Source organism: Marinobacter sp. G5_S1_61_S3 (genome assembly GCF_054968585.1).
Window position 1 is genome coordinate 184,791 of the sequence record NZ_JBQKUK010000009.1, and the last position, 22,313, is coordinate 207,103.

The window sequence follows — 22,313 nt, forward strand, 5'->3', positions numbered from 1 at the left end:
GGCACTCCATAGTCCGTATTTGCTGGCTAGTGTATGCGGCAACGGCCCCGGTGGGGGTAAGTTCACGCAAGTCTTTGTAGCGGTTTGTTTTTACATGCGTATGTGCACAGACAATGTGTGACACACGTCTCACTCTGACGTTGAGTCAGGACGTCCGGACACCGTCGAATCCTCCGCTGAGGTGCGGAAATACTGATGATAGGACACCAGGCGCTGAAATTCCTGGCGCTCCAGCGGCGCAATAGGGCGCTGGAGCATCAACTGCTCGTCCGGCCGGGCCAGCGACTGCACCGCCGGCGCCTGCCAGGGCACCAGGTAAAGCACCGTCGGCACTTCCTGGTCACCGCGAATTCGTGTGCCTTCGATCGTCACGACGCCGTCCTGGGCGACGCAGGGAAATGCGATGATCAACAGCAATAGACTGAGTAGGTGTTTTCTAGCGGTCATAAGCGGTTCCTGACATCGAATATCCAGTCCTTGAGGCGCGGATTCGGCTCTTCCGCCAGCGACTGATACTGCTCGTAGAGAGGCAAGGCCTCCTCGAGCCGGCCGAGGTAGATATCCAGCAGGATGGCCAGATTCAGCATGGCCGGCAGGTGATTCGGATCGGCTTCCAGGGCTTGCCGGTAAAGCGTTTCAGCGTGCTCGAACTCGCCCTGCTCCCGGGCCATCACTCCGAGGTGGGTCAACGCTGCGCTGTGTTGCGGGTCGCGCTCAAGCACCTGTTGGAAATACCCTTCGGCGGCGTCGGGGTTGCCCTCTTGCAGTGCAATAATGCCGAGATTGGCCAAGGGTCCGGTTCGCTCTGGGTCGGCCTGATGGATCTGTTCAAACAGGTTCCGCGCGTTATCGGTATCCCCTCCCCTGAGCAAGGCAACCGCCTCGCTGAAGTCCTGCGTTAACTCGGCCTCCCGGGCCTGGCGCTCTGCCTCCGCCACATCTGCCGGGTCGGTTTTGGGCGAGGACGCACAACCGGCCACCAGCACGACAGCCAGCAGCAGGCCCACTCGCGTCCACCCCTGGAATGACCTAGCCCAGCTCATCGACAACCTCTACGGTGATTTCAGGTTTGTTGTAACGGCCCGGAAGCAGGGTTTTCAGGGCTTCGTAACTGCGCTGAACCCATTCATCGAAAATGCCGTTGCGGGCGCGGCTGGCGTTCTGTTCATGAATGTCGATGGCGTTGTCCTCAAACGGGTAGGCCTGCTCTTCCAGCAAAAGCTCGTACTGGGATAACTCCAGCTCCGACAATCCTTCTGGTCGCTCCGACTCCATCAGGTCACGGCCGAGGCGCGCGTAGATGTGTGCAATCTGATAGCCGGCTTCGGTGGAGAAGGACGACACGCCGTAACTCGCGGTTTTCTGGTAGGCGGTAACGGCCTCTTCCAGCGCCTCGGTCTTGGCTGCCATGCTTTGATTCAGCGGCAAGGTCAGGCGAATGCTGTCGTAATAAGCCAGTGCTTCCCGTGCCAGAATCGCCGAAGCTTCGGCCGCCAGGTAACGCATGCGGTCGTCCGCCTCGTCGGGATTGTCGTCCACGGTCTCCATCTGCTTGCGCAGCCAGAAACGGCGGCTGTTGTCGTCGCCAATCCCGTCGTATAGGCCGGCCAGGCTGTTGGCGGCCTCCATGTAAACGTCCAGTGGTTCAGGATAGGTATTGGCATACCGCCGCCAGGTGTCGATGGCCTTGCCAGTATTTCCCGCACGTTCGTACAGATCCGCGGCGATCAGCAGGTTCTCGCGCTTCTCCTCGTCCGTGGTGGCCATCGCAATCAGGTTGTTCAGCTCATCCCCGGCTTTCTCCCACTGCTCTGTTTCGCGGTAGGCCAGTGCCAGGCGCGCTGGCAGGGTATCGATTTGTTCGTGTTCGGGGTAGCGGGTCCGGAACGCCACCATCACATCGATGGCATCCTGCCAGTGGCTAAGCTCAATCAGCAGGGTGGCAGCATCGTATTCAGCGTTGGCCCTCAGAGCCGAGGTGGGCGCAACCACGCCCACACGCAGGAATTCACTAACCGCTCCGGCGGTATCACCGGCATCCGCCAGCGCTTCCGCCTGACGGAAAACGGACGCGGCCAGGCTTTCAATGACATCCGGCCGCCTCTCGTCGGTCTCTGCCATGACGCCCAAGGCCTGTTGATAGGTGGTTTCCGCCTCGGCGTATCGGGCCAGCTCAAACAGGCTGTGGGCTTTCAGCAACCAGGTTTCCGTGAGGATATCCGCCCCGGGCGCGGGAACTCGGGCAATCATGCGATCCGCCATTTCAACCACCTGCCCATAGCGATAGCGCTCGAATTCGTGCTGCATGGCAATGTAGAGCACTTCTTCCGAGCGAGGGTCGTCGGGAAAGGCGTTCACGAATCGTTGACGATTCAGCTGCTGGAACTCGGTGTAATCATTGTAAGTTTCAGCGGGTTCACGGGGCCAGGTTTTGGCATATTCGCGGAAGGCCAGTACCGACGCATAGCCTGCCTCAGCGGCGCGTTCGGGTGGTTCTCCCTCCCATGGGAAGTCATAGGCCACACGTTCGAAGGCTTCGATGGCTTCCGGCCACTGAGCCAGTTCGACATGGGTTTCACCCAGCAGGAACAGCATCTCCGGTGTGCGGGGGTGGGCCGGGAAGGTATCCGCGAAGGCCTCGTAATACACCGCCGCCTGACGATAATGCTCATCCGATTCCAAACCTTCTGTCTCGCCCGCCAGTACATAGTGGCGATTGGCAAGCTCCGGGATCAGCTCTTCCAGCTGCTGCCCGATATAAAACGCTGTCTCGTCATCCGCCTGTTGCAGGTAGGCACTGTGAATGCCGTAGTCCCGAACAAACGCCGCCTTGCGATCCGGTATGTCAGCGGTAAAGCCGGCCTGTGCCAGGGTGTCGATGATACGCATGTGGTACCGGGGCGCCCATGGGCTCAGTGACCGCGCATCGATGTAGCGCTCGAATACATCAATGGCGTCTGTGTACTGTTCCCGCTCCAGCAAAAGGTCGCTGTAGCGGTCATACACGAGGATTTCGTAGGGTTTCTCGCCGGTCTCACGGAAGATGGCCTGCAGGGTGTCCGCACCGTCCAGGTAAGACAGTGACAGGCCAAATACGCGGAACAGGTCTTCCATCATGGTGCGGTATTCCTGCCCGACGGATTCCACGTCCTGCTCTTCCGGCATGACCAGGTCCAGCACATTGATGTAGCTGAACAGGGCTTCCCGATAACTCCCCTGCTTGAACTGGCTCCAGCCCAGCATGTAGTGGGCGTTGACCAGGAACGAGGCGTCGTCCCTTCTGGCCGGGTCGGCGTCGATCACCGTGCGGAACGCCTGTTCAGCCTCGGTGTACCGGCGATTACTGAACAGCAAGTCACCGCGCCGGAACTGCGCCTCGACCCAGAATGGCGAATCCGGATGCTCATTCACCAGCGTTGTCAGTGTGGCAAGGTGTTCTTCGCTCATGCCGCGCAGATCGTAGGCGCGGGCCAACTGGTAAAGAACCTGATCATTACCGGGCCGCTCCGGATACCCAGCCAGCAGTTGTTCATAGGCTTCAATAGCCCCGGCCATCTCATCCTCTGCGGTTTCAACCATCTTGTTTTCCGCACGCTGGAATTCCAGGTCCGCCAGCCGGTGACGTACGGCAACCTGTTTGGCGGGGTCTTCCAACAGAGGCAACAAGGCGCGGTAACTGTCCATCACCTCCCCCAGAGATACTTCACTGGTGCCGCCCCGGGTATCCGGCGCAGGCTCGATGGTTTCCTCGATGGATTGAAGAGTGGCCAGAGTCCCCGGCTGGGGCTGTCTGTCATCCCCTCCGCCGAATACATCCGGCATTGAAAGCGACTGGCAGCCCCCGAGGAGGCCTGCGACAAGCACTGGCAGAAGGGTATCCAGGCGCCTGCGGATTACCGGCTTAGTCACGGTCACCTCCCGCTTCGGTGGCCGGATTCGCCGCCGCACCATTGCGACCAAGGAAAAGCGTGTCCGCCAATCTTGCCGCTGCATGACGGGTTGCCCTGAGGTACCCCTGCACCTCCTGGCTCTGTTGCTGCAGTTCAGTATCCACCAGGGTAAGCAGTTCCGTTCGTGCTGCCGAGAGTGCCTTGTCCAACTCGCCCTGCAAACGTTGCAGCGCGGCCTGGCGGGCCTCTACCCGGGCTGCCAGGGCCTGATTTTCTCCACCCGATGCCATCTCCTGTTCAATCAACGCGCGCTGATCGACGAACACCTCCATGGCCCGGTCCAGTTCCCGCAGCTGCTTTTCGGCAGCCCAACGATTGACCGCGTAATCATCGGCAATGCGCCAGTTGAAATAGGCGTTCATCCGCTGGAAGGTTTCACGCTGTTTGCGGGTGGATTCGTCCTCCGGCAGCTGCGACAGGGTCTTTTCCACCTGCGCCAGTCGGTCCGCCAGTTCGTGCTGTTCCTGCGTCATGAAGAAGCGCAGATCCTCTCTGGCCAACGCGTCTTCAATAGCGCTGCGGTACTCAGCCTGTCGCGCCAGCCATTGATCCGCGTTGAGCGCATCAAGTGCGTCGCGGGTCTCGCGGATACGTTGCTCCCGCTGTTGGGCACGGGTTTCCAGCATGATATCGAAGGATTCCAACTGCGTTTGCCATTGGCCAAGGGAATCGCGCAACCGATAGAGTTCATGCAGATCACGCAGGGACAGCTGAAAGGACTCCGTCGCCAACAATCCAGCCAGGCTGTAATCCCCGGGCCGGACCTTTACACGCCCATAGGCATCGGTCAGTACGGTTGTTTCTCCCGGTTCGGGACGAACCATCTCCGCGTCCATCGATCCGGGCTGCCCGGGACTATCGCCCTCACGCACGAAGCGAAGCGCCTCGATCAATCGCGCTTCGGTTAGCTGCTCCCGCTCATCCGACAGGCGAGTACTCAGTGACTGGTAATGACTGGCAGCCTCACGGTACGCCTGCAGCGCCTGCTGTTGACGATCCATCTGCTCGAACAGGAAGCCGCGGGCATAAGGCACCTGCTGTAGCCAGGGTGTGAACAGAGGGCGTTGTTGAAGGGTATTCAACGCTTGCAACGCCAGGCCCGCCCTACCTTCGCGAGAGGCTGCAACTGCATAATCGAACAGGGCCTGGTCGGAAAACACGCCGTCGAGGGCGATCTGCTCAAGGCTGGCCATGGCGCCGGCAAAATCACCTCTGCTGAGATGAAGACGACCAATGGAGAGCTTTACCCGCTCCCGAAGTGCCGACATTTCGTTGGCTAACGGCGGCTCGAATTCGGGCAGCTCGCCAAGCAAGCTATCGAGGCTGGCCAAAGCGTCCATCGCCTCTTCCGTCTGGCCTTCAGACAGCATGCCAACAGCCTGGTTGTAATGCAGGTAAGCACGCCAGGGTGAGCTCTCTGGCAGCGAGTCGATCAGTTCGTCAACGGTTTCGCCACTGGTCCCGGCCGTTCCGGACAGGGCCAACTGGCCCCGAAGGTACAGCCACTCGTGGTAAAGCTCGTCGCTTTCGTCCTGCAACAGCTCGTCATCCACCCGCTCAAGGGCATCTCGCGCCGCGGTCGAATCCTGCTCAAGGTAGAACACTTTGCCCAGATAGAACCAGGCCTGGTTGCGGGTACCCGGCGCCACCGCTGCGTTCTCGTCCAGTAACTCCCGGAACAGCGCGCCGGCTTCGTGGGTCATACCGTAGGACAGCATCAGGCCGCCCTCTACGAGCGCCGGATGGTCACCATGACCATCGATGCCGCCTTCGGCGGAGGCCACGTTTAGGCGGGTCAGCGCCTCAAACGCATTGCCCTGATAATACTCATACAGAGCCACACCATAGGCAGGATCACTTGCGCGCTGCGGCAGTTCATCACCCACAGCCACCGGACCATGAAGCAACGCCGCAAGCGTACCGGCAAGAGTCAGTCCCGCCGGGGCGCCCGTCGTCATTCGGTTCAGCCACTCAATCACGGACCGCGTTACTCCCACTCAACAATCGCCACTTCGGGCTGGTAATCAGATGAGCGGTCGCGGATGCGGACCTCCAGGGCAGCGGTATCCGTATCCTTCTGCAATTGATAGGTCGCGGCCTGCTTATAGGCGCGGTTATCCGGGCCAATACCCTCAACAAACACCGTCACCTCGTGTTCGCCCGTCTTGAGGTTACCGATGTGCAGGCGCTGCATACCGCCACGCTGCAATGCTTTGGCCTGACGCTCGGTATACAGGTGCGCGGCAACGGTTTCGTCATTGACCTTGAGTTTCACCGAATCCAGCTTGAGGAATTCGCCGGTGTCGAGGCTGAGAAACACCGCAAACTGGGTACTCGCGGGATACAGCAGGTCCTCTTCCAGAATGAACAGGTCCCGGTTCAGGCGGATCACCTGCTTTTTCAGCTCTTCAACGCTCAACGAGACCGCACCGTCGCCGGTTTCGGCTTCGCTATTGTCCTGGGCCATGGCTGCCGGCTGCCAGAACGCCAGTGCCAGGCTGACAATGTGCAGTGCGAATGTGTTCTTCAAGGTCATCATGTTGAATCGTCCCGACCTGGTCAGTATTCAAGAATCAGCGATGCCCGGGTTACGAAGGCATCGAACGAATAAAGGGGCTCCTGCCCCGGCAGGAAATCGCCGGACACAGTGACATCCCGGAAGTTGTCATAGCTGAAATCGAGCCAGTCCACCAAGAGGCTCGCCTGTAGGCGCTGGATGCCCGGCAACGAAGTCTGTTTCCACTCGTACACCACGCCGCCACCAAGGGTAGTGCCGGAAAACGCACTCATTTCCTTGTCGCGCGCCAGGTGGGTCTGGGAGTTTTCGAAGGCGTAGAGGTCGCTGTAGAAATCCGCCTCATCCTGGACGTAGTATCGGGCACGTCCCTCCAGCGTCCAGCGCGGATTCAGGGCGTGAACGTAAGCGAGCTCGAAGGTCTGGGCGTCAATGCCCCAGCTGTCACTGAAATAACGGAACTCACCGCGAATCGATGCCCGATAAGGCAGGTAATACAGGGCCCGGGTGGCCACGGAAAAACTGGTGCGGGTTTCCGGGTAACGCTCAGGCTGGTCAAGAATAAATTTGGTGGGGTCGTTCGGGTCGATATAGCGATTTCGGCGGTAGGGGTTCTCCAGGAAGCCTTCGTCCGTCACCACTTCCAGGTCAACGCCCAGCAGGCTGTTGCGGGTCATGACCTGACTCAGACCGAGTTGGTAATTCTGGCGATCAGCGTCTTCGCTGAACGATTCGTCCCCCCTGACACCCACCTCGTCCTGTCCCCGCGCATAACCCAGGGTGACCGTGGACATGCCGCCGAAGAATTCCTGGCTGACGGAAAAGTAGACGGTGTTGGCTTCGTAATCGTTCTCTGAGCTGTTGGTGTAACCCAGGCTCAGGATGGAGTCCTCATGGAGGTAATCCACCCCGAGGGTGTATTCCGTGCGCTCTTCGGTGTATTCACTGGCCAGCGCCACCACATCCACGGACGCGGCGGATACCATGTCCACGTAATACTGGCCGGACACCGACACCTGGGGGCCCACGCTCTTGCGCACCAGCACGGAGGGGCCATCAATGACCATGCCACCGCCATCATAGCGATGATAAAGGACATCCACGTTGTCTTGCGGCAGCGTTGCTGCGGTGGCGATCTGTACAAACGCCATCGCACACGCCAGCCCCTTTACCAGCACAGGGAACAGCCGGGAGCAATCAGTTACAGCCACAACCACCTCCGGAGCCGCCTTCCGCCCCCCTTGCGGATTCACGGACCTGGTACACGTGATGCATATAGGCGTCCGCTTTTCCATGCCGGCTCAGGCTCATGACCGGGTCCGCGAGCTTGTCCCGCTCATAGGGCTTCACCCAGGGCTTGATGTCACTGCAACCGGCCGCCCCCGCCGTCATTAGGATCACGATTGCCGATGCCATCACTGCTTTGAAAGGGTTCATACACTCACCTGCCTCAAGCTATTCCCGCACCAGTTGCCGGATCTGCGTTTCGTATTCGTCTTCATAGCCGGGCTGGTAGCCATGATGGAGAAAACGTGCGTTGCCATCGCGGTCAATCATGACCGTGGTCGGCATAGCCTGCACTTCGTACTGTTCGCTGACATCGCTCTGCGGGTCATAAAGGATCGGATAGCTGACTGGCACCTTGTCCAGGAAACGGTGTGCCTCGTCTCGGTTCTCATCCACGTTGACCGCCAGGATGGTGAAACCGAGATCCTTGTACTGAGCGTACAGGTCATCCATCAATGGCATTTCCTGACGACAGGGCCCGCACCAGGACGCCCAGAAGTTGAGCATTACCACTTCGCCACGGAAATCCTGTAGCCGCAGGTTCTCGCCCTGACGGCTTTCAAGAGTGAAGTCCGGCGCCGGAATGTTCATTTCCTCGGCCTGAACGGATGAAACGCCAACCAGCGTCGCCAGGGTCAGGGCCAATCCCAAAAACCGTGTTGTCATCATTGACTCCTGTTATCAGAAAAAGACAGAGAGGCCACCACTGACCTCAGTATTCATGGACGTTTTTTCCTCACCCAGCACATCAATCCGGTAAAAGTGTTCACGCACCCCCAGATGGATCGATACGCTGTCAGTCAGCAATACCTGGTAACCAGCGCCCACGTTGAAGGTAAACCGGGTGTCACCGGCAAAGTCCGTGGCACCGGCCCCGCCGATCAGGTAGAAGTTGGTATTGAAGGCATAGTTCTCGGTCAGGAAGGCCTCACCGGGCAGCACATTCATGCCAATATTGATGTTGTAGTAGCGGTAGTCCCGGTCTTCGTCCGACAACACCTGAACGTCCCCGGCGAGCTTTTCAAAGCTGGTTTCTCCGCCTTCGGCAAAGCCCACATTGGCTTCAAAAAAGAAGGTTTCGCTGAGGTGGTAGGTCAGCTTGCCACCCCACAGGAATGACGACTCAAAATCCTCGATATTGATGATGCCGGCGAACGCACCGATCTCGAAGTTCTCGGTGTCGATCAACGCCTCATCGACCTTCTGGGGCCGCACATCCGGCTCGATCAATGGCCGGTCGTCCTCCTGGGCGCTGACAGCGGTTGGCACCAGCAGCAGGCCCGCAAACGGCAGGACGGTCAGAAGAATATGCTTAATCCGATTTTCCATTCTGTTGCTTCTTCGTTGGTTGCCCGATTGGTAAAAATCTTATAGTCCTTGACCTCGGCACGGATAAAATAGTTGTCCGTGACATAGGCGCGCAGGCCCAGGCCGGCGTGCCCAATGCTGTTATCCCGGTCTCCGGGGTCCGCCAGGGTGGCCTTGGGCTCGATGAAAATATGCCCCACGCCCAGCGTGAAGAACGGCGAAATACGCCAGTGCGGAAACGGCTGGTGAACGATGTTGGCGTTCACCATGCGAATTTCAGAGGCGCTTCCCAGTACCTGCGAACCCCAGAGCTCTGCCGACAGGTTGCGGGTCAGGAGATATCCGCCGTAAACCGCAGTTACCGCCGCGCCCTCGAACTCGCCCATCATCAACCCCGCCTCCCAACGGCGGCTGCTGAAATCATCAAAACGTGGATTACTGAGTGAGACCTGCTCGCCCTCGCCATCCAGCGTCAGTTGCACATCGTCCACATGCACCCAACCTTCACGGCCCTTACGGTCGGTGACTTTCAGCCAGGACGTCTTGCGCATGCGCAGCGTCAGCCACTCGCCCTTTTCGCTGGTATGGAACACCGGATAACCCACAGCCGGGCCGGTGCGCCACTCCACAAACGGTTCCGCCACCTGAACCTGGGGCATTGGCTCGTCGGCACCGCCCCACAGCCAGTCGGCGGCAGCGGAAAGGGGCGCAGTTAACATCAACAGCAGTATCAGGGCCAGTCTCATGGTTAACAGTTCGGGTCCTATCAGTCCGCCGGAGCATCAAAGGGGTTGTTGTAATACTGGCCACCGACATCAAGCCATTCGGCGAGGAGTCGCAGCTCGGCAGGGCTCATGAAGTCTTGGTGACTGCCACCGGCACGGAATCGATTGAAGAAGTTGCCGCTGGCACGGGCTCCATTGACGGACATGGTGGGAGGCACGTTGACGTTCACCAGGATGGGAATGGGATTATCGTCATCGTCCAGGATCAGCTCTCCATCTTCGTCCCGCAGGAACTCCCCGGATTCAACCTGCACGTCAACGAGCTGGTCACCGACCAACTCCTGTTCGTTGTCGTTAAACATCAACTCCCGGTAGGACTTGAAATGATCGGGCTCATCCGGGGAGGCGCCGTCGCTCAGATCCAGTTGTGCAATCGGCAACTGTGTTGCGTCGGCTGCATCGGTGTTCGAGTGGCACCCGGTACAGGTGTAGTTATCAACGTTGCCATTGCCGTCGTCAACGAGTCTCTCAAGCCCCCACAGCGGATGGATATGCTGCTCGTAGTTGATAACGGTCCGACAGGCGGCGCGCCAGTCATCGGCGCACTCAGGACGGATCGGCGCGGGCGTTTCAAGATCCGCATAACTCAACGAGAAGGCTGTGCCCGGTGTGAGACTGGCATCATCGGGGTCTGTCCACTGATCGACATAGACAGCGTTCGGCCCGAGGCGACGGGTTCCGTTAATCCGGGCCCAGGTTTCCGCCATGGTTTCACCCATATCTGCGAAGAGAGCGGGGTCGGTATTCGGGAATTCGATGCCGGTGGTCGGCGCGCCTGCGTAGACTGGGGCTGGCCCCGCATCCGGGCGACCATGAGGCACCGCGCTGCCAGGGTTATGGCAACCGCTGCAGGCCAGGGTTTCTCCGGGCCTGACGTTCAACCAGTTCTGGTGACGGGGGCCAATCCGTCGTCCTTCATCGTCCAACACGCTGATGGCAAACGCGACGTTGGCGGGCACTGCCACCCGAACCGACCCATCAGGCTCGACCGGCACGTAGCCGAGAATTTCCCGCATCGACTGCGCCTGGCTGCGCCCAAAGGCGGTGTTGTCGAAGTCCCTGACCTCTTCATCGGGAATTGAGACCGGCTTTTCGAGTCGAAGGAAGCGCCTGGGAAGGTTGTCCGGAGAAACAATCGCCGGATCGGCTGTCTGCCGAATACCCGCTGGAGAAGTATCAACGCCATCAATGTCGTAGACACTCTGGATTTGCAGTATGCCAAGACCATCCTCTGCAAGGGTCGCCGCATCGCCTGAGAACTGCGATTCGGGAATAAACGTCGGCAGGGACCTTTCGGTCATCAGTACCGCCTCGTCGAACTGTTGGCCTTCCTCGGGCGACTGAATCGGGCGCTGGGTGCCGGACGCCATATCAAGCAACCACAACCCGTAAACGGGAGCGGCGGCCCGATAGGCGCCCGAGGCAATCCGCTCCTGCGTGCAGTTGAGGATGTCGCCATTGCCAGTGGCAAGCCTCAGCCGGCATGGGCTCCAGCTAACGAGGTAGCGACGGGTGCCATCCAGAAACGGGGATACCGAGCTGTAGTTTCCGCGCAGCGAGATCTCATTGCCAAGGGACAACCCGCTGACCAACGGCGTTTGCGCCGAGCCGGGATTGCCGTCAACGCGGATGCCCGCCTCTACATAACGTTCGACATCAATCTCAACCGGAACCGCCCCAAAGTTGTTGGTTTCGGTAGGACGGAGCTGAGCCAGAAGTCGACCGGAATCCGTCGCCTGCGGGCGCAGATACTCAATGTTGACGCCATCGCTGACAGAGCCATGAGAGTGGCGGCCGTAAAGATAACTGAGCCCGGTGCCGTCCGGATTGACCTTATAGAGATTGAATCCGTTGCCCTGGGTTTGGCCGGCATTGTCCCAGCGGCTAAATACGATGGCGCCTTCGTCCGTTACCAATGGGTCCAGATCGTGGCTCTGGTTGAACGTGATCTGCTCGATGTTGTCACCGTCAGCATCCATCACGTGCAGGACAAAGGCGGGAACCTCGCGCTCCTCGTCAAGCGCCGGATACTGGGGTTTGCCCTCGTCCAGCAAAATCGCGCGAGACACCCGTTGCCGCGTGGAGGAAAAGACAATGCGGTCATCAGGCAGGTAGGCCGGTGCGATGTCCTGTCCTGCCTCGGCCGTAACGTTCGATTCGATAACACGCCGGAGAGTGCCGGAAGATACGTCGTACTCCCAGATGTTCCAGGTTGGCTGTTCGTCCTCATCCGCGTCTTCAATCTCCGGCGCCCTCATGGCAAAGAGAACGCGAGTACCATCGTAAGAGACGGTGAGATCCTTGACGTCGTAGCCAAGCGGCCCCGGGAAAGCGGATGAAGTGATGTCTCGCGACGGCGCGTCGGGAGACGCGCGATCCTTCAGGAACAGGCGAGCGCCGGGACGAAACTCCGCAGGCTCGGCAAGGTTGTCACCGATGAGCGCGCCATTGTCCTCATCGAAAAGCAAGGGGCGTTTTACAAACACGACCGGATTCTCAACAACCACAGGGTCACGGGACTGACTGTCGCCGCTCTGGAGACACCCTGCAGCCAGCGCGACAGGAAGAAGCGCGAATACCCGGCCCAAGACAGCGAGATGGTAACGTAACCCACTGAAGCAAGAGAACATTTTATTTTCGTAATGTTTAGTCACCACCAACGAACCCTGTTTGGCCTGAAAATCCATTTACATACGCTAAGTCGAGACGGGGCCTGTGCTCCAAGCCTTTTACGTAACGCTATGTAATAACGTGGAGCAGCACTCAAAACCGCAGTTAATAGCTCGCCTAGACTTTGAACAATTGTAAAATGGTACTAATGTGCGAATGCTAACGAAATCGAGGGAATCGATCATGACAGTCTTATGTACGACCCGGCAACTTATAAAGAGGACATTTTTACTCACTGTCCTGCTGGCTTTGGTCGGAACGCACGCTACCATCGCAAGCGCTGGCCCGCGGGACCAGGCAAAACGCATCCATGAACGCATCGCCGGTGTTCCTCCGTCTCCGGAGGTACTCGATCAGATGGCGGCAAACATAACCAACAATGGTGCGTCAGGCGCCGTTTCTGCCGCCTACACGGCCATGGAAGATCCAGCGTTTTACGATGTTACCCTCAAAAATTTCGTTGCACCATGGACAAATGAGGCGATGTCCCCCTTCGTGCCGTTGAATGATTACACGGCGACGGTCATCGGTATTGTGCGGGATAATCATGATTTTAGACGCGTCTTATATGACGACATACTCTATGTGGGCAACGCCAGCCTGAACGGCATCTCGGCATACTCAACGTCGAACAACGACAACTATGAGGACCTTGAGCGCTCCGGTTACTCCCTCAGTGATGACAACGTGCTGGAGCAAACCACACAGTCCAGCCTGAACTCCGAATTGCCCACGGGCGCCACGGCCGGTGTGATCACCTCCCGGGCCGCAGCGAGGGCGTTCTTCAGCGCGGGCACCAACCGCGCCATGTTTCGGTTTACCTTGCTCAACCACATGTGCAATGACCTGGAGCAGGTCGCGGACGTATCCCTGCCACCGGACCGCATCCGCCAGGATGTGTCGCGAAGCCCGGGTGGCGACAGCCGGGTATTCCTCAGCAACTGCGTTGGCTGTCATACCGGCATGGACCCCATGACCCAGGCCTTTGCCTACTACGACTACCAGTACAACGCGGACACGGACCCTGACGGCGAACTGGGCAGGCTGATCTACAACTCTGTTAGCGACGTGGACCCGGAAACGGGTACCCGCGTTGTCGCCAAATACCACATCAATTCAACCACCTTTGAACAGGGATACGTGACGCCGGACGATGGCTGGGACAACTATTGGCGGTCCGGCACCAATCGGCGCCTGGGCTGGGATGGTTCCCTGCCCGGCTCCGGTAACGGCGCCAAGAGCCTGGGGCGGGAGTTTGCCAATTCCGACGCCTTTGCCCAGTGCCAGGTGAAGAAAGTATTCCGCAATGTCTGCCTGCGAGAGCCTTCAAACGATAGCGATCGCTCAAAGATTAGCGAAATCGTTACGAGTTTCCGCAGCGGGTACAACCTCAAAACTGCCTTTGCGGAATCTGCCGCGTATTGCCGGGGGGAATAGGACATTATGAAAACCATAATCAGTAAAGGAACCCGAGCCCCCGCTGCGCTGTTCTCCGTTATTGCCGCCCTGCTCTTTCTTGCGGGCTGTAACAGTGGCGAGTCTACCGAAGCCCTTCCGAACACAGGCGGCGGCTCCAATACCGTTAGCTATAGTGGCCCGCCCCCCGCCAGCGACGATGTACTGAATTTCAAGCGCAGCGTGTGGGATGAGCTTTCTGGCCAGAACAAGTGCGGCGCCTGCCACAACGCCGGCGGCCAGTCACCACAGTTTGTGCATGAGGGCGACATCAACATTGCCTACGCCCAGGCCAATACCATTGTTAACCTGTCCGACCCGTCCCAGTCCGAGATGGTGACCAAGGTAGCGGGTGGCCACAACTGCTGGACGACGTCCGTCACTGCCTGTACCGACCTGCTGACGGTCTACATTTCAAACTGGGCGGGTGGCTCGGAGGGGTCAGTGAAGACCGTGGAATTGCGGGCCCCGGATATCAACGAAGTTAACGACACACTGAAGTTTCCAACTGACCCTGGCAAATTCCAATCCACTATCTACCCTGTGTTGACGAATTTCTGCAGCGACTGCCATACCAGCAATGGTCAAACGCCCTACATTGCGAGCAGCGACGTTGCCGTCGCTTACGACCAGGCCAAAAGCCGGATCGACCTGAACGACGGAATTATCCCTGGGACGGAGGAGGAATGGACACTTTTAGACGACGCATCTTCGCGCTTGGTTGAGCGACTGAGAGACGACAGTCATAACTGCTGGACCGACGATTGCGTTGACTCATCGCTCACCATGCTGGCAGCCATACAAAATTTTATTGGGAGTCTCGACAAGCCCCAACCTCTTCCCGACAACCTAGTCACCAGTAAAGCGCTGAACCTAGTTGATGACGGCTTGCTGGCCAATGCCGGCGGCCGATACGAAGACAACGTCATCGCGCTTTACGAATTCAAAGCAGGCGACGGCCCAACGGCCTTTGATACCAGCGGTATTTCCCCACCCCTGGACCTCACGCTCAGCGGCAACGTTGGCTGGGTTGGCGGCTGGGGTATTGATATTGGCCCTGCCTTTGAAACCGAAGAAGGCGAAATGATCCGTGCCGGCAAGGCTCAAGGCTCCACTGCCGACAGCCGCAAGCTGCACACCCTGCTGACCGCCTCCGGCGAATACGCCATCGAAGCGTGGGTTGTGCCCGGCAACATCACCCAGGAAGACTCCCGCATCGTGACCTACTCCGGCTCCTCGACAGCGCGGAACTTCACGTTGGGCCAGGACATGCAGAGCTACGGGTTCCTGCATCGGAGCACCACCACCGACCAGAACGATCCAATGCTGACCGAAGCCAACCCGATGCTGTTGCAGGCGACCTTGCAACACGTGGTGGTGAACTTTTCACCGGACGGTGGCCGCGAAATTTTTGTGAATGGCGAACCCTCCGGTGATGTCGACCCGGATTCCGCCGGCCTGCTGACCGACTGGGACGACAGTTTCGCCCTGGTGTTGGGCAATGAGACGGACGGTGAATCGCCCTGGGAAGGCGCGGTCAGGATGCTTGCCATCCACAACCGTGCCCTCACCGCAGAGCAGGTTGCCGCCAACTACGACGTGGGCGTTGGCCAGAAGTTCTTCCTGCTGTTCAGCGTATCCCACCTGGTGGATATGCCGGAAAGCTTTATCGTCTTTGAGGTCAGCCAGTTCGACAACTACGGCTATTTGTTCTCAAATCCGTTCTTCATCAGTCTCGACGAGACCCAGTCTCCATCGGGTATACCATTGAAGGGCATGAGAATAGGTATCAACGGCCGCGAAGTGGTTGTAGGCCAGTCGTTTGCCAACCTGGACCTAACACTGAATGCCAGTGATTACGTAGCAGGCTCCGGCCAGCCACTGTCGAGACTCGGCACGGTTCTCGCGCTGGAAGAAGGCCCGGAAAACGACCAGTTCTTCCTGACCTTTGAACAGCTCGGTAGCAACACAGACGTTCGAGTGGAAGGCCCTGTCCCGACGCAGCCACCAGAAACCAGTAGCACGGAATTCTCCGCCATCGGCCTGAAGACGTTTGACGAAGTGAATGCGTCCATGTCCAAGGTAACGGGTATTCCGACCACCCAGCCGGGCGTCGCCGAAACATTCACTACGGTTAAGCAGCAGTTACCGACCGTGGAGGACCTTGAAGGCTTCCTGTCATCCCATCAGATGGCGATTACCCAGATGGCGATCCAGTACTGTGATGTTCTGGTGTCGGATACCACGCGCCGCAACGCCTTCTTCCCGGGCTTTGACTTTGGCGAGAATGCGAGCACTGCGTTTGACGACGCCGGCCGGGATCTCATCAAAACGCCGTTGATGGAGAAGTTCGTCGGCACAAGCCTGACAACGCAACCGAGTGATGCGGACATTGAAGCCGAGCTGGACGCGCTGATGGGACGACTCACCACCTGTGGTGGTGGTAGTTGCGAAGCCGGCCGTACCGAAACCGTTGTCAAAGCAAGCTGCGCAGCCGTACTGGGCAGTGCAGTGACACTGATCCAGTAGAGGACGTTGACCATGTATATCAAACCTTCTCGCAAACGTGCACTGGCGACGGATCAACCTCTCCTGCACAGCGATCACTCAAGACCGAAAACCCGACGCGAGTTCATCGCGCAGGGCTTTATGACCGGTGCAGCCACCCTCTGTGGCGCATCCGTGTTCAGCTTGTTCGCCAATCCACGACAGGCGGCTGCAGCGCTGTCTCCGGACCTTGAGGACTGGAAAGAATCCTGCGGCATCGCCTCCGCAGGCGCGGGCAAGATTCCCTTTATCTGCTTTGACCTCGCCGGCGGTGCCAACATCGCCGGCTCGAATGTGCTGATGGGCAAATCCGGTGGCCAGTTCGACTTCCTGAGCACGGCCGGCTACAACAAGCTGGGCTTGCCCGGCACGATGCTGCCCAACGACCCGGCCTTCGTGAACCAGGAGTTTGGCCTGGCGTTCCATTCCGACAGCGGTTTCCTGCGGGGCATGCAAGACAGCACGTCGATTGCCGCCCGTGGTTTTATCAATGGCGCCATCATTGCCGCCCGTTCCGAGAACGACACCGGCAATAACCCCCATAACCCGATGTACGGCATCAGCAAGGCGGGCGCTGACGGCGAACTACTCACACTTGTGGGTTCGCAGAGCTCAGAAAGTGGCGGCAACTCCATGGCGCCCATGAGCCTGATCAATCCTCAGGTACGCCCCACCAAGATTGACCGCCCGAGCGATGTTTCGGGGCTGGTGGACGTGGGCGACCTGACCGCCATTCTGGATCAGGACGATTCCGTCGCCGTGATGGAGTCCATCCAGCGCATCAGCCGCAAGAAACTGGACAATGTCGATACCACACTTGTCACCAGAGACGATGTGGTGAAGGACCTCGTCAACTGCGGCTATGTTAAAAGCGCAGACCTGACCGAACGCTTTGCCGATCCGTCTTCTATCGATCCATCTCAGGATACGGACATCGTGGGTGGTATTTTCACCGAAGCCCAGTTCAACGAAAACTCGCGGCTGGGCCGGGAAATCCGCAAAACAGCAGCCGTTATGAAACTGGTCCAGAATGGCTACGCCGGTGCCGGTACCGTTACGCTGGGTGGTTATGACTACCACACTGGCGAGCGTGGCACCGGTGAAGAGCGGGACTACCTGGCGGGCCGCTGCATGGGTGCCTGCCTGGAATACGCCCACCGGACGGGCACGCCGCTGATGCTGTACGTGTTCAGCGACGGCTCCGTATCAAGCAATGGTCGGCTGGACGAATCCATGGCCGGGCGCGGCAAAGGCGAGTGGACAGGCGACAACCAGCAGACGGCTGCGTCTTTCTTCCTGGTCTACAGCCCGGCAGGCCAACCCACTGCCTTCACCAACCAGATCGGCTTTATGCGCTCGGACGCCTCCGTGGAAACCGCCTCGAGCCCTGCAGCCAACAACGTAAACCAGTTGGTGCAGACGGTATTGCTCAACTACATGGCCCTGCATGGGGAACAAGGCATGTTCGAGAACTCCGATCGGTTCCCCAATCATGGCCTCGGGAATCAAAACAGCCGTGATCGGCTCATCGCCCTCGAACCGATTGTGTGACCCGGCGTGACCGGGCTTACGGGCCCGGTCGCACACCCCTTTTGCATCACTCCCTTTCCGGCGGCATCAGCCCGTCCGAATAATGCACCTGACGCTGTTCATCAATGATGACGGCGTCGATGCCCTTTAACCGATTGACCATTTCAAGCCCCTTGGCCGCCCCAAGCACAAAGACCGCCGTGGACAAGCCATCGGTTGTGATGCTGTCGTCGCCGAGGATGGTCACACTCTGCACGCCTTTTGCCGGTTTTCCAGTCGCGGGCGAGAGAATGTGATGGACACGCTCGTTGTTGTCGTCAAAAAAGAAGCGTTCGTAATCGCCTGATGTCGACACTGCCACGTTGGTCAGTGGCAAAACCATAGCGTTGCGTGATTCAGATCGGGGGTCCCGAATACCCACGATCCAAGGCTTGCCGCGCTTATCACCCAGCAGCCGCAGGTCTCCCCCCGCGCTCAAGCGGGCATGACGAATGCCGAACGATTTCAGGATGTCGATACCACGGTCAACGGTATACCCCTTGGCAATGCCACCCAGATCCAGCCGCACCCCCTCATCAAGGAATCGGACGGTATTGGCACTGGGGTCCAGCACCACCGATCTGTAATTCACCTTTGCCAAGCCTTCCGCCAGCTCTTCATCGGAGGGCTGTTGTCTGGCGCGAAAGTCGTACAGGTAGCCGATGGAACCAAAGCTGATGTCGAAGGCGCCATGGCTCAATTCAGAAATCCTCAGCGCCTGCTGAAGCACCGTAAAGAGACTGTCGCTCACCTCCACCGGTCCGTTGGCCGCCTCGCGGTTAACCCGGGACAGTTCGGAATCTTCCCGGTAACGGCTCATCTGACGGTCGATACGGTCGAACAAAGCCAGCACGGCATCTCCTGCCTCGCTGGCCACGGCCGGATCCTCGGTCCAGAACTCCATCTCTATGGCGGTGGTCATTGCCGTACCGCTCACACGTACCCATTCGGCCTGGGCCGGCATGGCCACAGTCAGCAGCATGGCCATACCCCACGCCAACGTCCGTGCAACTGCCGCCTTATATAACCATCCGTTGTTCACCACCCACCCTCATTTCAATAATTGTGTTTGATCGTTGTTTTGATGCCAGCCCCTGACTCATCCCCTCTACGCCCCCCTCATCCCCCCGTCTACGCCAATAAAAAGTGCGTCAGGAGGATGAACAGCCGGGAGCATCGTCGCACTATGCATGAAAGCTATTCCAGCGGATGCTCTCCGCTCTCACAATAACAATCTTTCACCGCCAGGGTGTTAAGCGAGGCAAGATGATGAAAAACCCGGACTGGTGGCGTGGAGCCGTCATTTACCAAGTTTATCCACGCAGCTTCTACGATTCCAATGGCGATGGCATTGGTGACCTGCCTGGGGTTACTGCCAAACTCGATTACATCGCCAGCCTCAACGTGGATGCAATCTGGCTGTCACCCTTCTTTACCTCGCCGATGAAGGACTTTGGCTACGACGTCTCTGACTACCGCGGAGTGGACCCGATATTCGGCACCATTGAGGACTTCGATGAACTCATTGCCGAGGCCCACAAACGCGATCTGAAAATCATGATCGACCAGGTGTTGAGCCATTCCTCCGATCAGCACCGCTGGTTTACTGAAAGCCGCGCCAGCCGCGACAACCCGAAAGCGGACTGGTACGTGTGGGCAGACCCGAATGCCGACGGCACCCCACCCAACAACTGGCTGTCGGTGTTTGGCGGCTCCGCGTGGGCCTGGGACAGCCGCCGCAAACAATACTACCTGCACAATTTTCTGACCAGCCAACCGGATCTGAATTTCCACTGCCCGGACGTGGTTGAACAGGTTTTGTCAGACGTAAAATTCTGGCTGGACCGCGGCGTGGACGGCTTCCGCCTGGACGCCATCAACTTCTGTTTCCACGATCCGGAACTGAGGGACAATCCGCCCAGCAACGCCGTTGCTGAAGGCTCCATTGGTGTGCGCAAGGAAAACCCTTACGCATACCAGTTCCACAAATACGATAAGACCCGCCCGGAAAACCTGGCCTTTCTGCAGCGCCTGCGTGCCCTGCTAGACCAGTATCCCGGCACGACTACCGTTGGGGAAATCGGCGACGACAACTCCCTGCAGACCATGGCGGAATACACCAGTGGCGGCGACAAGCTGCACATGGCCTATTCCTTTGATCTGCTGACAGAACAGCATGGAGCCGACTTTTTCCATAAGACCGTCGACTCCATCGAGAAAAAACTGACCGACGGCTGGCCCTGCTGGGCCATCGGCAACCATGATGTTTCACGGGTTGCTACCCGCTGGCAGGCGGGTTCGCCCGAACAGTTGAAAGCCTATATGGCAATGCTGCTGACACTCCGTGGCAGCGTTTGCATCTATCAGGGCGAAGAACTGGGGCTGACCGAGGCGGAGCTGGAATACAAAGACCTGGTGGATCCCTATGGCATCAATTTCTGGCCCGAATACAAAGGCCGGGATGGTTGCCGTACACCCATGGTATGGCACAACAAAGAGGCCAATGGTGGCTTCTCCGATGCACGCCCCTGGCTACCGGTTTATGATGAACACTACAGCGCCGCGGTGGCCGTCCAGCACGAACAGGAAAACTCCATCCTGCAGGCATACCGTACATTCCTGGGCTGGCGTGCACAGCAACCGGTACTGTTGAAGGGCGACATTGAGTTTCTGGACAGCCCCGAAAACACTCTGGTTTACACCCGGACTTATGAAGGCGCCACTTTCCTGGTCGCCCTGAACCTGACTGATCAGCAAGTTCGAATCACAGCTCCGGCCGCGGGCCAGAGAGTCAGCGGCGCGCCGGATTTTGTCGGCGGTTCCTGGAATGACCGGGAGCTGGAACTGCAGCCCTGGGGTGTGGAGATTGCAACACTCTGAGTCCGCTTTCACAGATCAAACAAGAAGACATACGTTATGGCCAGCGTCACATTAAGAAACATCTGCAAGAGTTATGACGAAACCCAGGTCACCCGCAATGTGAACCTGGATATCGACGACGGTGAATTTGTGGTGTTTGTCGGCCCCTCCGGGTGCGGCAAATCCACCCTGCTGCGAATGATCGCGGGGCTGGAGGACATCACCTCGGGCGACCTGTACATCGGCAACGACAAGGTCAACAACCTGCCCCCCAAGGAACGGGAAGTGGGCATGGTGTTCCAGTCCTATGCGCTATACCCCCACATGAACGTGGCGGAAAACATGGCATTCGGGCTCAAACTCGCCAAGACTGACAAGGCCGAGATTGACCGGCGCGTTAACGACGCCGCCAAACTGCTGCAACTGAACAACCTGCTGGAACGCAAACCCAAGGATCTGTCCGGTGGTCAACGCCAGCGGGTTGCGATTGGCCGCACCATCGTTCGGGAACCCACGGTATTCCTGTTCGATGAGCCCCTATCCAACCTCGATGCCTCCCTGCGGGTGCAGATGCGCATCGAGATCTCCCGCCTGCACAAGCGGCTGGACGCCACCATGGTGTACGTCACCCACGATCAGGTGGAAGCCATGACCATGGCCGACAAGATCGTTGCCCTGGATAACGGCACCATCGCCCAGGTCGGCAAGCCCATGGAACTCTACCACTACCCCGCAACAAGGTTCGTGGCAGGCTTTATCGGTTCCCCAAAGATGAACTTCATCGACTGCACCGTGGAGAGTGCCAGCAGCCAGTCCGTAACCGTTACCATGCCCGGCAAACACTCTCTCGAACTGCCCATCAACGGCCATGAGCTGGCCGCTGGTGAATCTGTCACCGTGGGCATTCGTCCGGAGCACCTGAGTAACGACGAAGAAGCGGATATGTACCTGGACGGCGAAGTCACCGTGGTGGAGCGGCTGGGTTATCAGACCCTGGTGCATATGGACGTGAACGGCGTGGATGGCGTGATCACCATGCGCACCGACGGCAGCGACCCCGTCCAGGAAGGCTCGAAAGTCACCCTGGGCATCAAGGCCATCAAGTGCCACCTGTTCCGCGAAGATGGCAACGCCTGCCCCCGGCTTTACCGGGAACCCTGCATTGATTTTTGATCTGCTCTGACACCTTTTCAGGGGCCGGTTCCGTCACGTACCGGCCCCTTTTTTTGCCCTTTCAGTCTCGTCTAATCTGGCCTGGCCTGGCCGCCAAACAGGCTGGTAGGTCCTCCCGAAACACGCTGTGAATACACCCGGTTTATCGACTATTTCCAAGGTAGCTGAATAGTGGCGGAGGTCCTCCCGAAACCG

Annotated in this window: 17 protein-coding genes; 5 read left to right on the forward strand and 12 right to left on the reverse strand. The window is 58.6% G+C overall.

Annotated elements, in window-relative coordinates; translation table 11 throughout:
- Positions 1-129: 129 nt before the first annotated feature.
- The 11 genes from ACTRWH_RS10945 to ACTRWH_RS10995 are packed head-to-tail and all read right to left on the reverse strand — an operon-like array spanning position 130 to position 12,475.
- The gene (locus ACTRWH_RS10945; protein ID WP_041334203.1) at positions 130-447 is read right to left on the reverse strand and encodes a hypothetical protein; all 318 of its coding nucleotides are present in this window, start codon (positions 445-447) and stop codon (positions 130-132) included.
- A complete protein-coding gene (locus ACTRWH_RS10950; RefSeq protein ID WP_227517900.1) occupies positions 444-1,043 on the reverse strand; it encodes a tetratricopeptide repeat protein in 600 nt (199 codons plus the stop codon). The genes ACTRWH_RS10945 and ACTRWH_RS10950 overlap by 4 nt, the downstream gene beginning before the upstream one ends.
- Positions 1,030-3,909 carry a tetratricopeptide repeat protein gene (locus tag ACTRWH_RS10955; protein ID WP_087148975.1) on the reverse strand — a complete coding sequence of 960 codons (2,880 nt, stop codon included), beginning with the start codon at positions 3,907-3,909 and terminating at the stop codon, positions 1,030-1,032. Before ACTRWH_RS10955 ends, ACTRWH_RS10950 begins: the two co-directional genes overlap by 14 nt.
- Positions 3,902-5,929, reverse strand: a complete 2,028-nt coding sequence (locus ACTRWH_RS10960; protein WP_462826400.1) for a hypothetical protein — start codon at positions 5,927-5,929, stop codon at positions 3,902-3,904. The genes ACTRWH_RS10955 and ACTRWH_RS10960 overlap by 8 nt, the downstream gene beginning before the upstream one ends.
- An 8-nt stretch (positions 5,930-5,937) precedes the next feature.
- Positions 5,938-6,489, reverse strand: coding sequence for a hypothetical protein (locus ACTRWH_RS10965; protein ID WP_036205193.1), 552 nt, complete (start codon positions 6,487-6,489; stop codon positions 5,938-5,940).
- A 20-nt stretch (positions 6,490-6,509) separates the two neighbouring features.
- Positions 6,510-7,676, reverse strand: a complete 1,167-nt coding sequence (locus ACTRWH_RS10970) for a DUF3570 domain-containing protein (RefSeq protein ID WP_083637249.1) — start codon at positions 7,674-7,676, stop codon at positions 6,510-6,512.
- The gene (locus ACTRWH_RS10975) at positions 7,663-7,902 is read right to left on the reverse strand and encodes a DUF4266 domain-containing protein (protein ID WP_075196256.1); all 240 of its coding nucleotides are present in this window, start codon (positions 7,900-7,902) and stop codon (positions 7,663-7,665) included. The genes ACTRWH_RS10970 and ACTRWH_RS10975 overlap by 14 nt, the downstream gene beginning before the upstream one ends.
- Before the next feature lie 18 nt (positions 7,903-7,920).
- Positions 7,921-8,418: a TlpA family protein disulfide reductase gene (locus tag ACTRWH_RS10980; RefSeq protein ID WP_007153661.1), complete on the reverse strand. Its 498-nt coding sequence runs from the start codon at positions 8,416-8,418 to the stop codon at positions 7,921-7,923.
- Between the two features lie 15 nt (positions 8,419-8,433).
- Complete coding sequence (locus tag ACTRWH_RS10985) at positions 8,434-9,081, reverse strand: outer membrane beta-barrel domain-containing protein (RefSeq protein ID WP_075196257.1); 648 nt, start codon at positions 9,079-9,081, stop codon at positions 8,434-8,436.
- Entirely contained in the window at positions 9,051-9,806 is a 756-nt protein-coding gene (locus ACTRWH_RS10990) for an SH3 domain-containing protein (RefSeq protein WP_075196258.1), read from the reverse strand. Before ACTRWH_RS10990 ends, ACTRWH_RS10985 begins: the two co-directional genes overlap by 31 nt.
- A gap of 20 nt (positions 9,807-9,826) precedes the next feature.
- Complete coding sequence (locus tag ACTRWH_RS10995) at positions 9,827-12,475, reverse strand: HzsA-related protein (protein ID WP_462826401.1); 2,649 nt, start codon at positions 12,473-12,475, stop codon at positions 9,827-9,829.
- A gap of 397 nt (positions 12,476-12,872) precedes the next feature.
- On the opposite strand from ACTRWH_RS10995, the gene ACTRWH_RS11000 reads away from it, so the two are divergent.
- Genes ACTRWH_RS11000 through ACTRWH_RS11010 form a run of 3 tightly spaced genes read left to right on the forward strand, consistent with a single transcriptional unit; the run spans position 12,873 to position 18,068 of the window.
- A complete protein-coding gene (locus tag ACTRWH_RS11000; protein ID WP_227517898.1) occupies positions 12,873-13,952 on the forward strand; it encodes a hypothetical protein in 1,080 nt (359 codons plus the stop codon).
- Between the two features lie 6 nt (positions 13,953-13,958).
- Positions 13,959-16,499 (forward strand): LamG-like jellyroll fold domain-containing protein, encoded by a 2,541-nt coding sequence (locus ACTRWH_RS11005; protein ID WP_462826403.1) that lies wholly within the window; start codon positions 13,959-13,961, stop codon positions 16,497-16,499.
- Between the two features lie 12 nt (positions 16,500-16,511).
- On the forward strand, positions 16,512-18,068 hold the full coding sequence (locus tag ACTRWH_RS11010) for a hypothetical protein (protein WP_462826404.1): 1,557 nt from the start codon (positions 16,512-16,514) through the stop codon (positions 18,066-18,068).
- A gap of 46 nt (positions 18,069-18,114) precedes the next feature.
- Here the strand turns inward: ACTRWH_RS11010 and ACTRWH_RS11015 are convergent, their stop codons facing one another.
- The gene (locus ACTRWH_RS11015) at positions 18,115-19,068 is read right to left on the reverse strand and encodes an FAD:protein FMN transferase (protein WP_085681990.1); all 954 of its coding nucleotides are present in this window, start codon (positions 19,066-19,068) and stop codon (positions 18,115-18,117) included.
- A gap of 284 nt (positions 19,069-19,352) precedes the next feature.
- On the opposite strand from ACTRWH_RS11015, the gene ACTRWH_RS11020 reads away from it, so the two are divergent.
- Together ACTRWH_RS11020 and malK are read left to right on the forward strand one after the other, a co-directional pair.
- Positions 19,353-20,966: an alpha-glucosidase family protein gene (locus tag ACTRWH_RS11020; protein WP_085680159.1), complete on the forward strand. Its 1,614-nt coding sequence runs from the start codon at positions 19,353-19,355 to the stop codon at positions 20,964-20,966.
- Between the two features lie 36 nt (positions 20,967-21,002).
- Positions 21,003-22,118 carry a maltose/maltodextrin ABC transporter ATP-binding protein MalK gene (gene malK / locus ACTRWH_RS11025; protein WP_085680157.1) on the forward strand — a complete coding sequence of 372 codons (1,116 nt, stop codon included), beginning with the start codon at positions 21,003-21,005 and terminating at the stop codon, positions 22,116-22,118.
- The last annotated feature ends 195 nt before the right edge of the window (positions 22,119-22,313 follow it).

What these genes read in the sequence shown, in the direction of transcription:
- ACTRWH_RS10975 (WP_075196256.1), bottom strand. Translation starts at nt 7,902, where the DNA reads ATGAACCCTTTCAAAGCAGTGATGGCATCGGCAATCGTGATCCTAATG.
- ACTRWH_RS10980 (WP_007153661.1), bottom strand. Translation starts at nt 8,418, where the DNA reads ATGACAACACGGTTTTTGGGATTGGCCCTGACCCTGGCGACGCTGGTT.
- ACTRWH_RS10950 (WP_227517900.1), bottom strand. Translation starts at nt 1,043, where the DNA reads ATGAGCTGGGCTAGGTCATTCCAGGGGTGGACGCGAGTGGGCCTGCTG.
- ACTRWH_RS11010 (WP_462826404.1), top strand. Translation starts at nt 16,512, where the DNA reads ATGTATATCAAACCTTCTCGCAAACGTGCACTGGCGACGGATCAACCT.
- ACTRWH_RS11020 (WP_085680159.1), top strand. Translation starts at nt 19,353, where the DNA reads ATGATGAAAAACCCGGACTGGTGGCGTGGAGCCGTCATTTACCAAGTT.
- ACTRWH_RS11000 (WP_227517898.1), top strand. Translation starts at nt 12,873, where the DNA reads ATGGCGGCAAACATAACCAACAATGGTGCGTCAGGCGCCGTTTCTGCC.
- ACTRWH_RS10965 (WP_036205193.1), bottom strand. Translation starts at nt 6,489, where the DNA reads ATGATGACCTTGAAGAACACATTCGCACTGCACATTGTCAGCCTGGCA.
- ACTRWH_RS10985 (WP_075196257.1), bottom strand. Translation starts at nt 9,081, where the DNA reads ATGGAAAATCGGATTAAGCATATTCTTCTGACCGTCCTGCCGTTTGCG.
- ACTRWH_RS10995 (WP_462826401.1), bottom strand. Translation starts at nt 12,475, where the DNA reads ATGTTCTCTTGCTTCAGTGGGTTACGTTACCATCTCGCTGTCTTGGGC.
- ACTRWH_RS11005 (WP_462826403.1), top strand. Translation starts at nt 13,959, where the DNA reads ATGAAAACCATAATCAGTAAAGGAACCCGAGCCCCCGCTGCGCTGTTC.
- ACTRWH_RS10990 (WP_075196258.1), bottom strand. Translation starts at nt 9,806, where the DNA reads ATGAGACTGGCCCTGATACTGCTGTTGATGTTAACTGCGCCCCTTTCC.
- malK (WP_085680157.1), top strand. Translation starts at nt 21,003, where the DNA reads ATGGCCAGCGTCACATTAAGAAACATCTGCAAGAGTTATGACGAAACC.
- ACTRWH_RS11015 (WP_085681990.1), bottom strand. Translation starts at nt 19,068, where the DNA reads ATGCTGCTGACTGTGGCCATGCCGGCCCAGGCCGAATGGGTACGTGTG.
- ACTRWH_RS10945 (WP_041334203.1), bottom strand. Translation starts at nt 447, where the DNA reads ATGACCGCTAGAAAACACCTACTCAGTCTATTGCTGTTGATCATCGCA.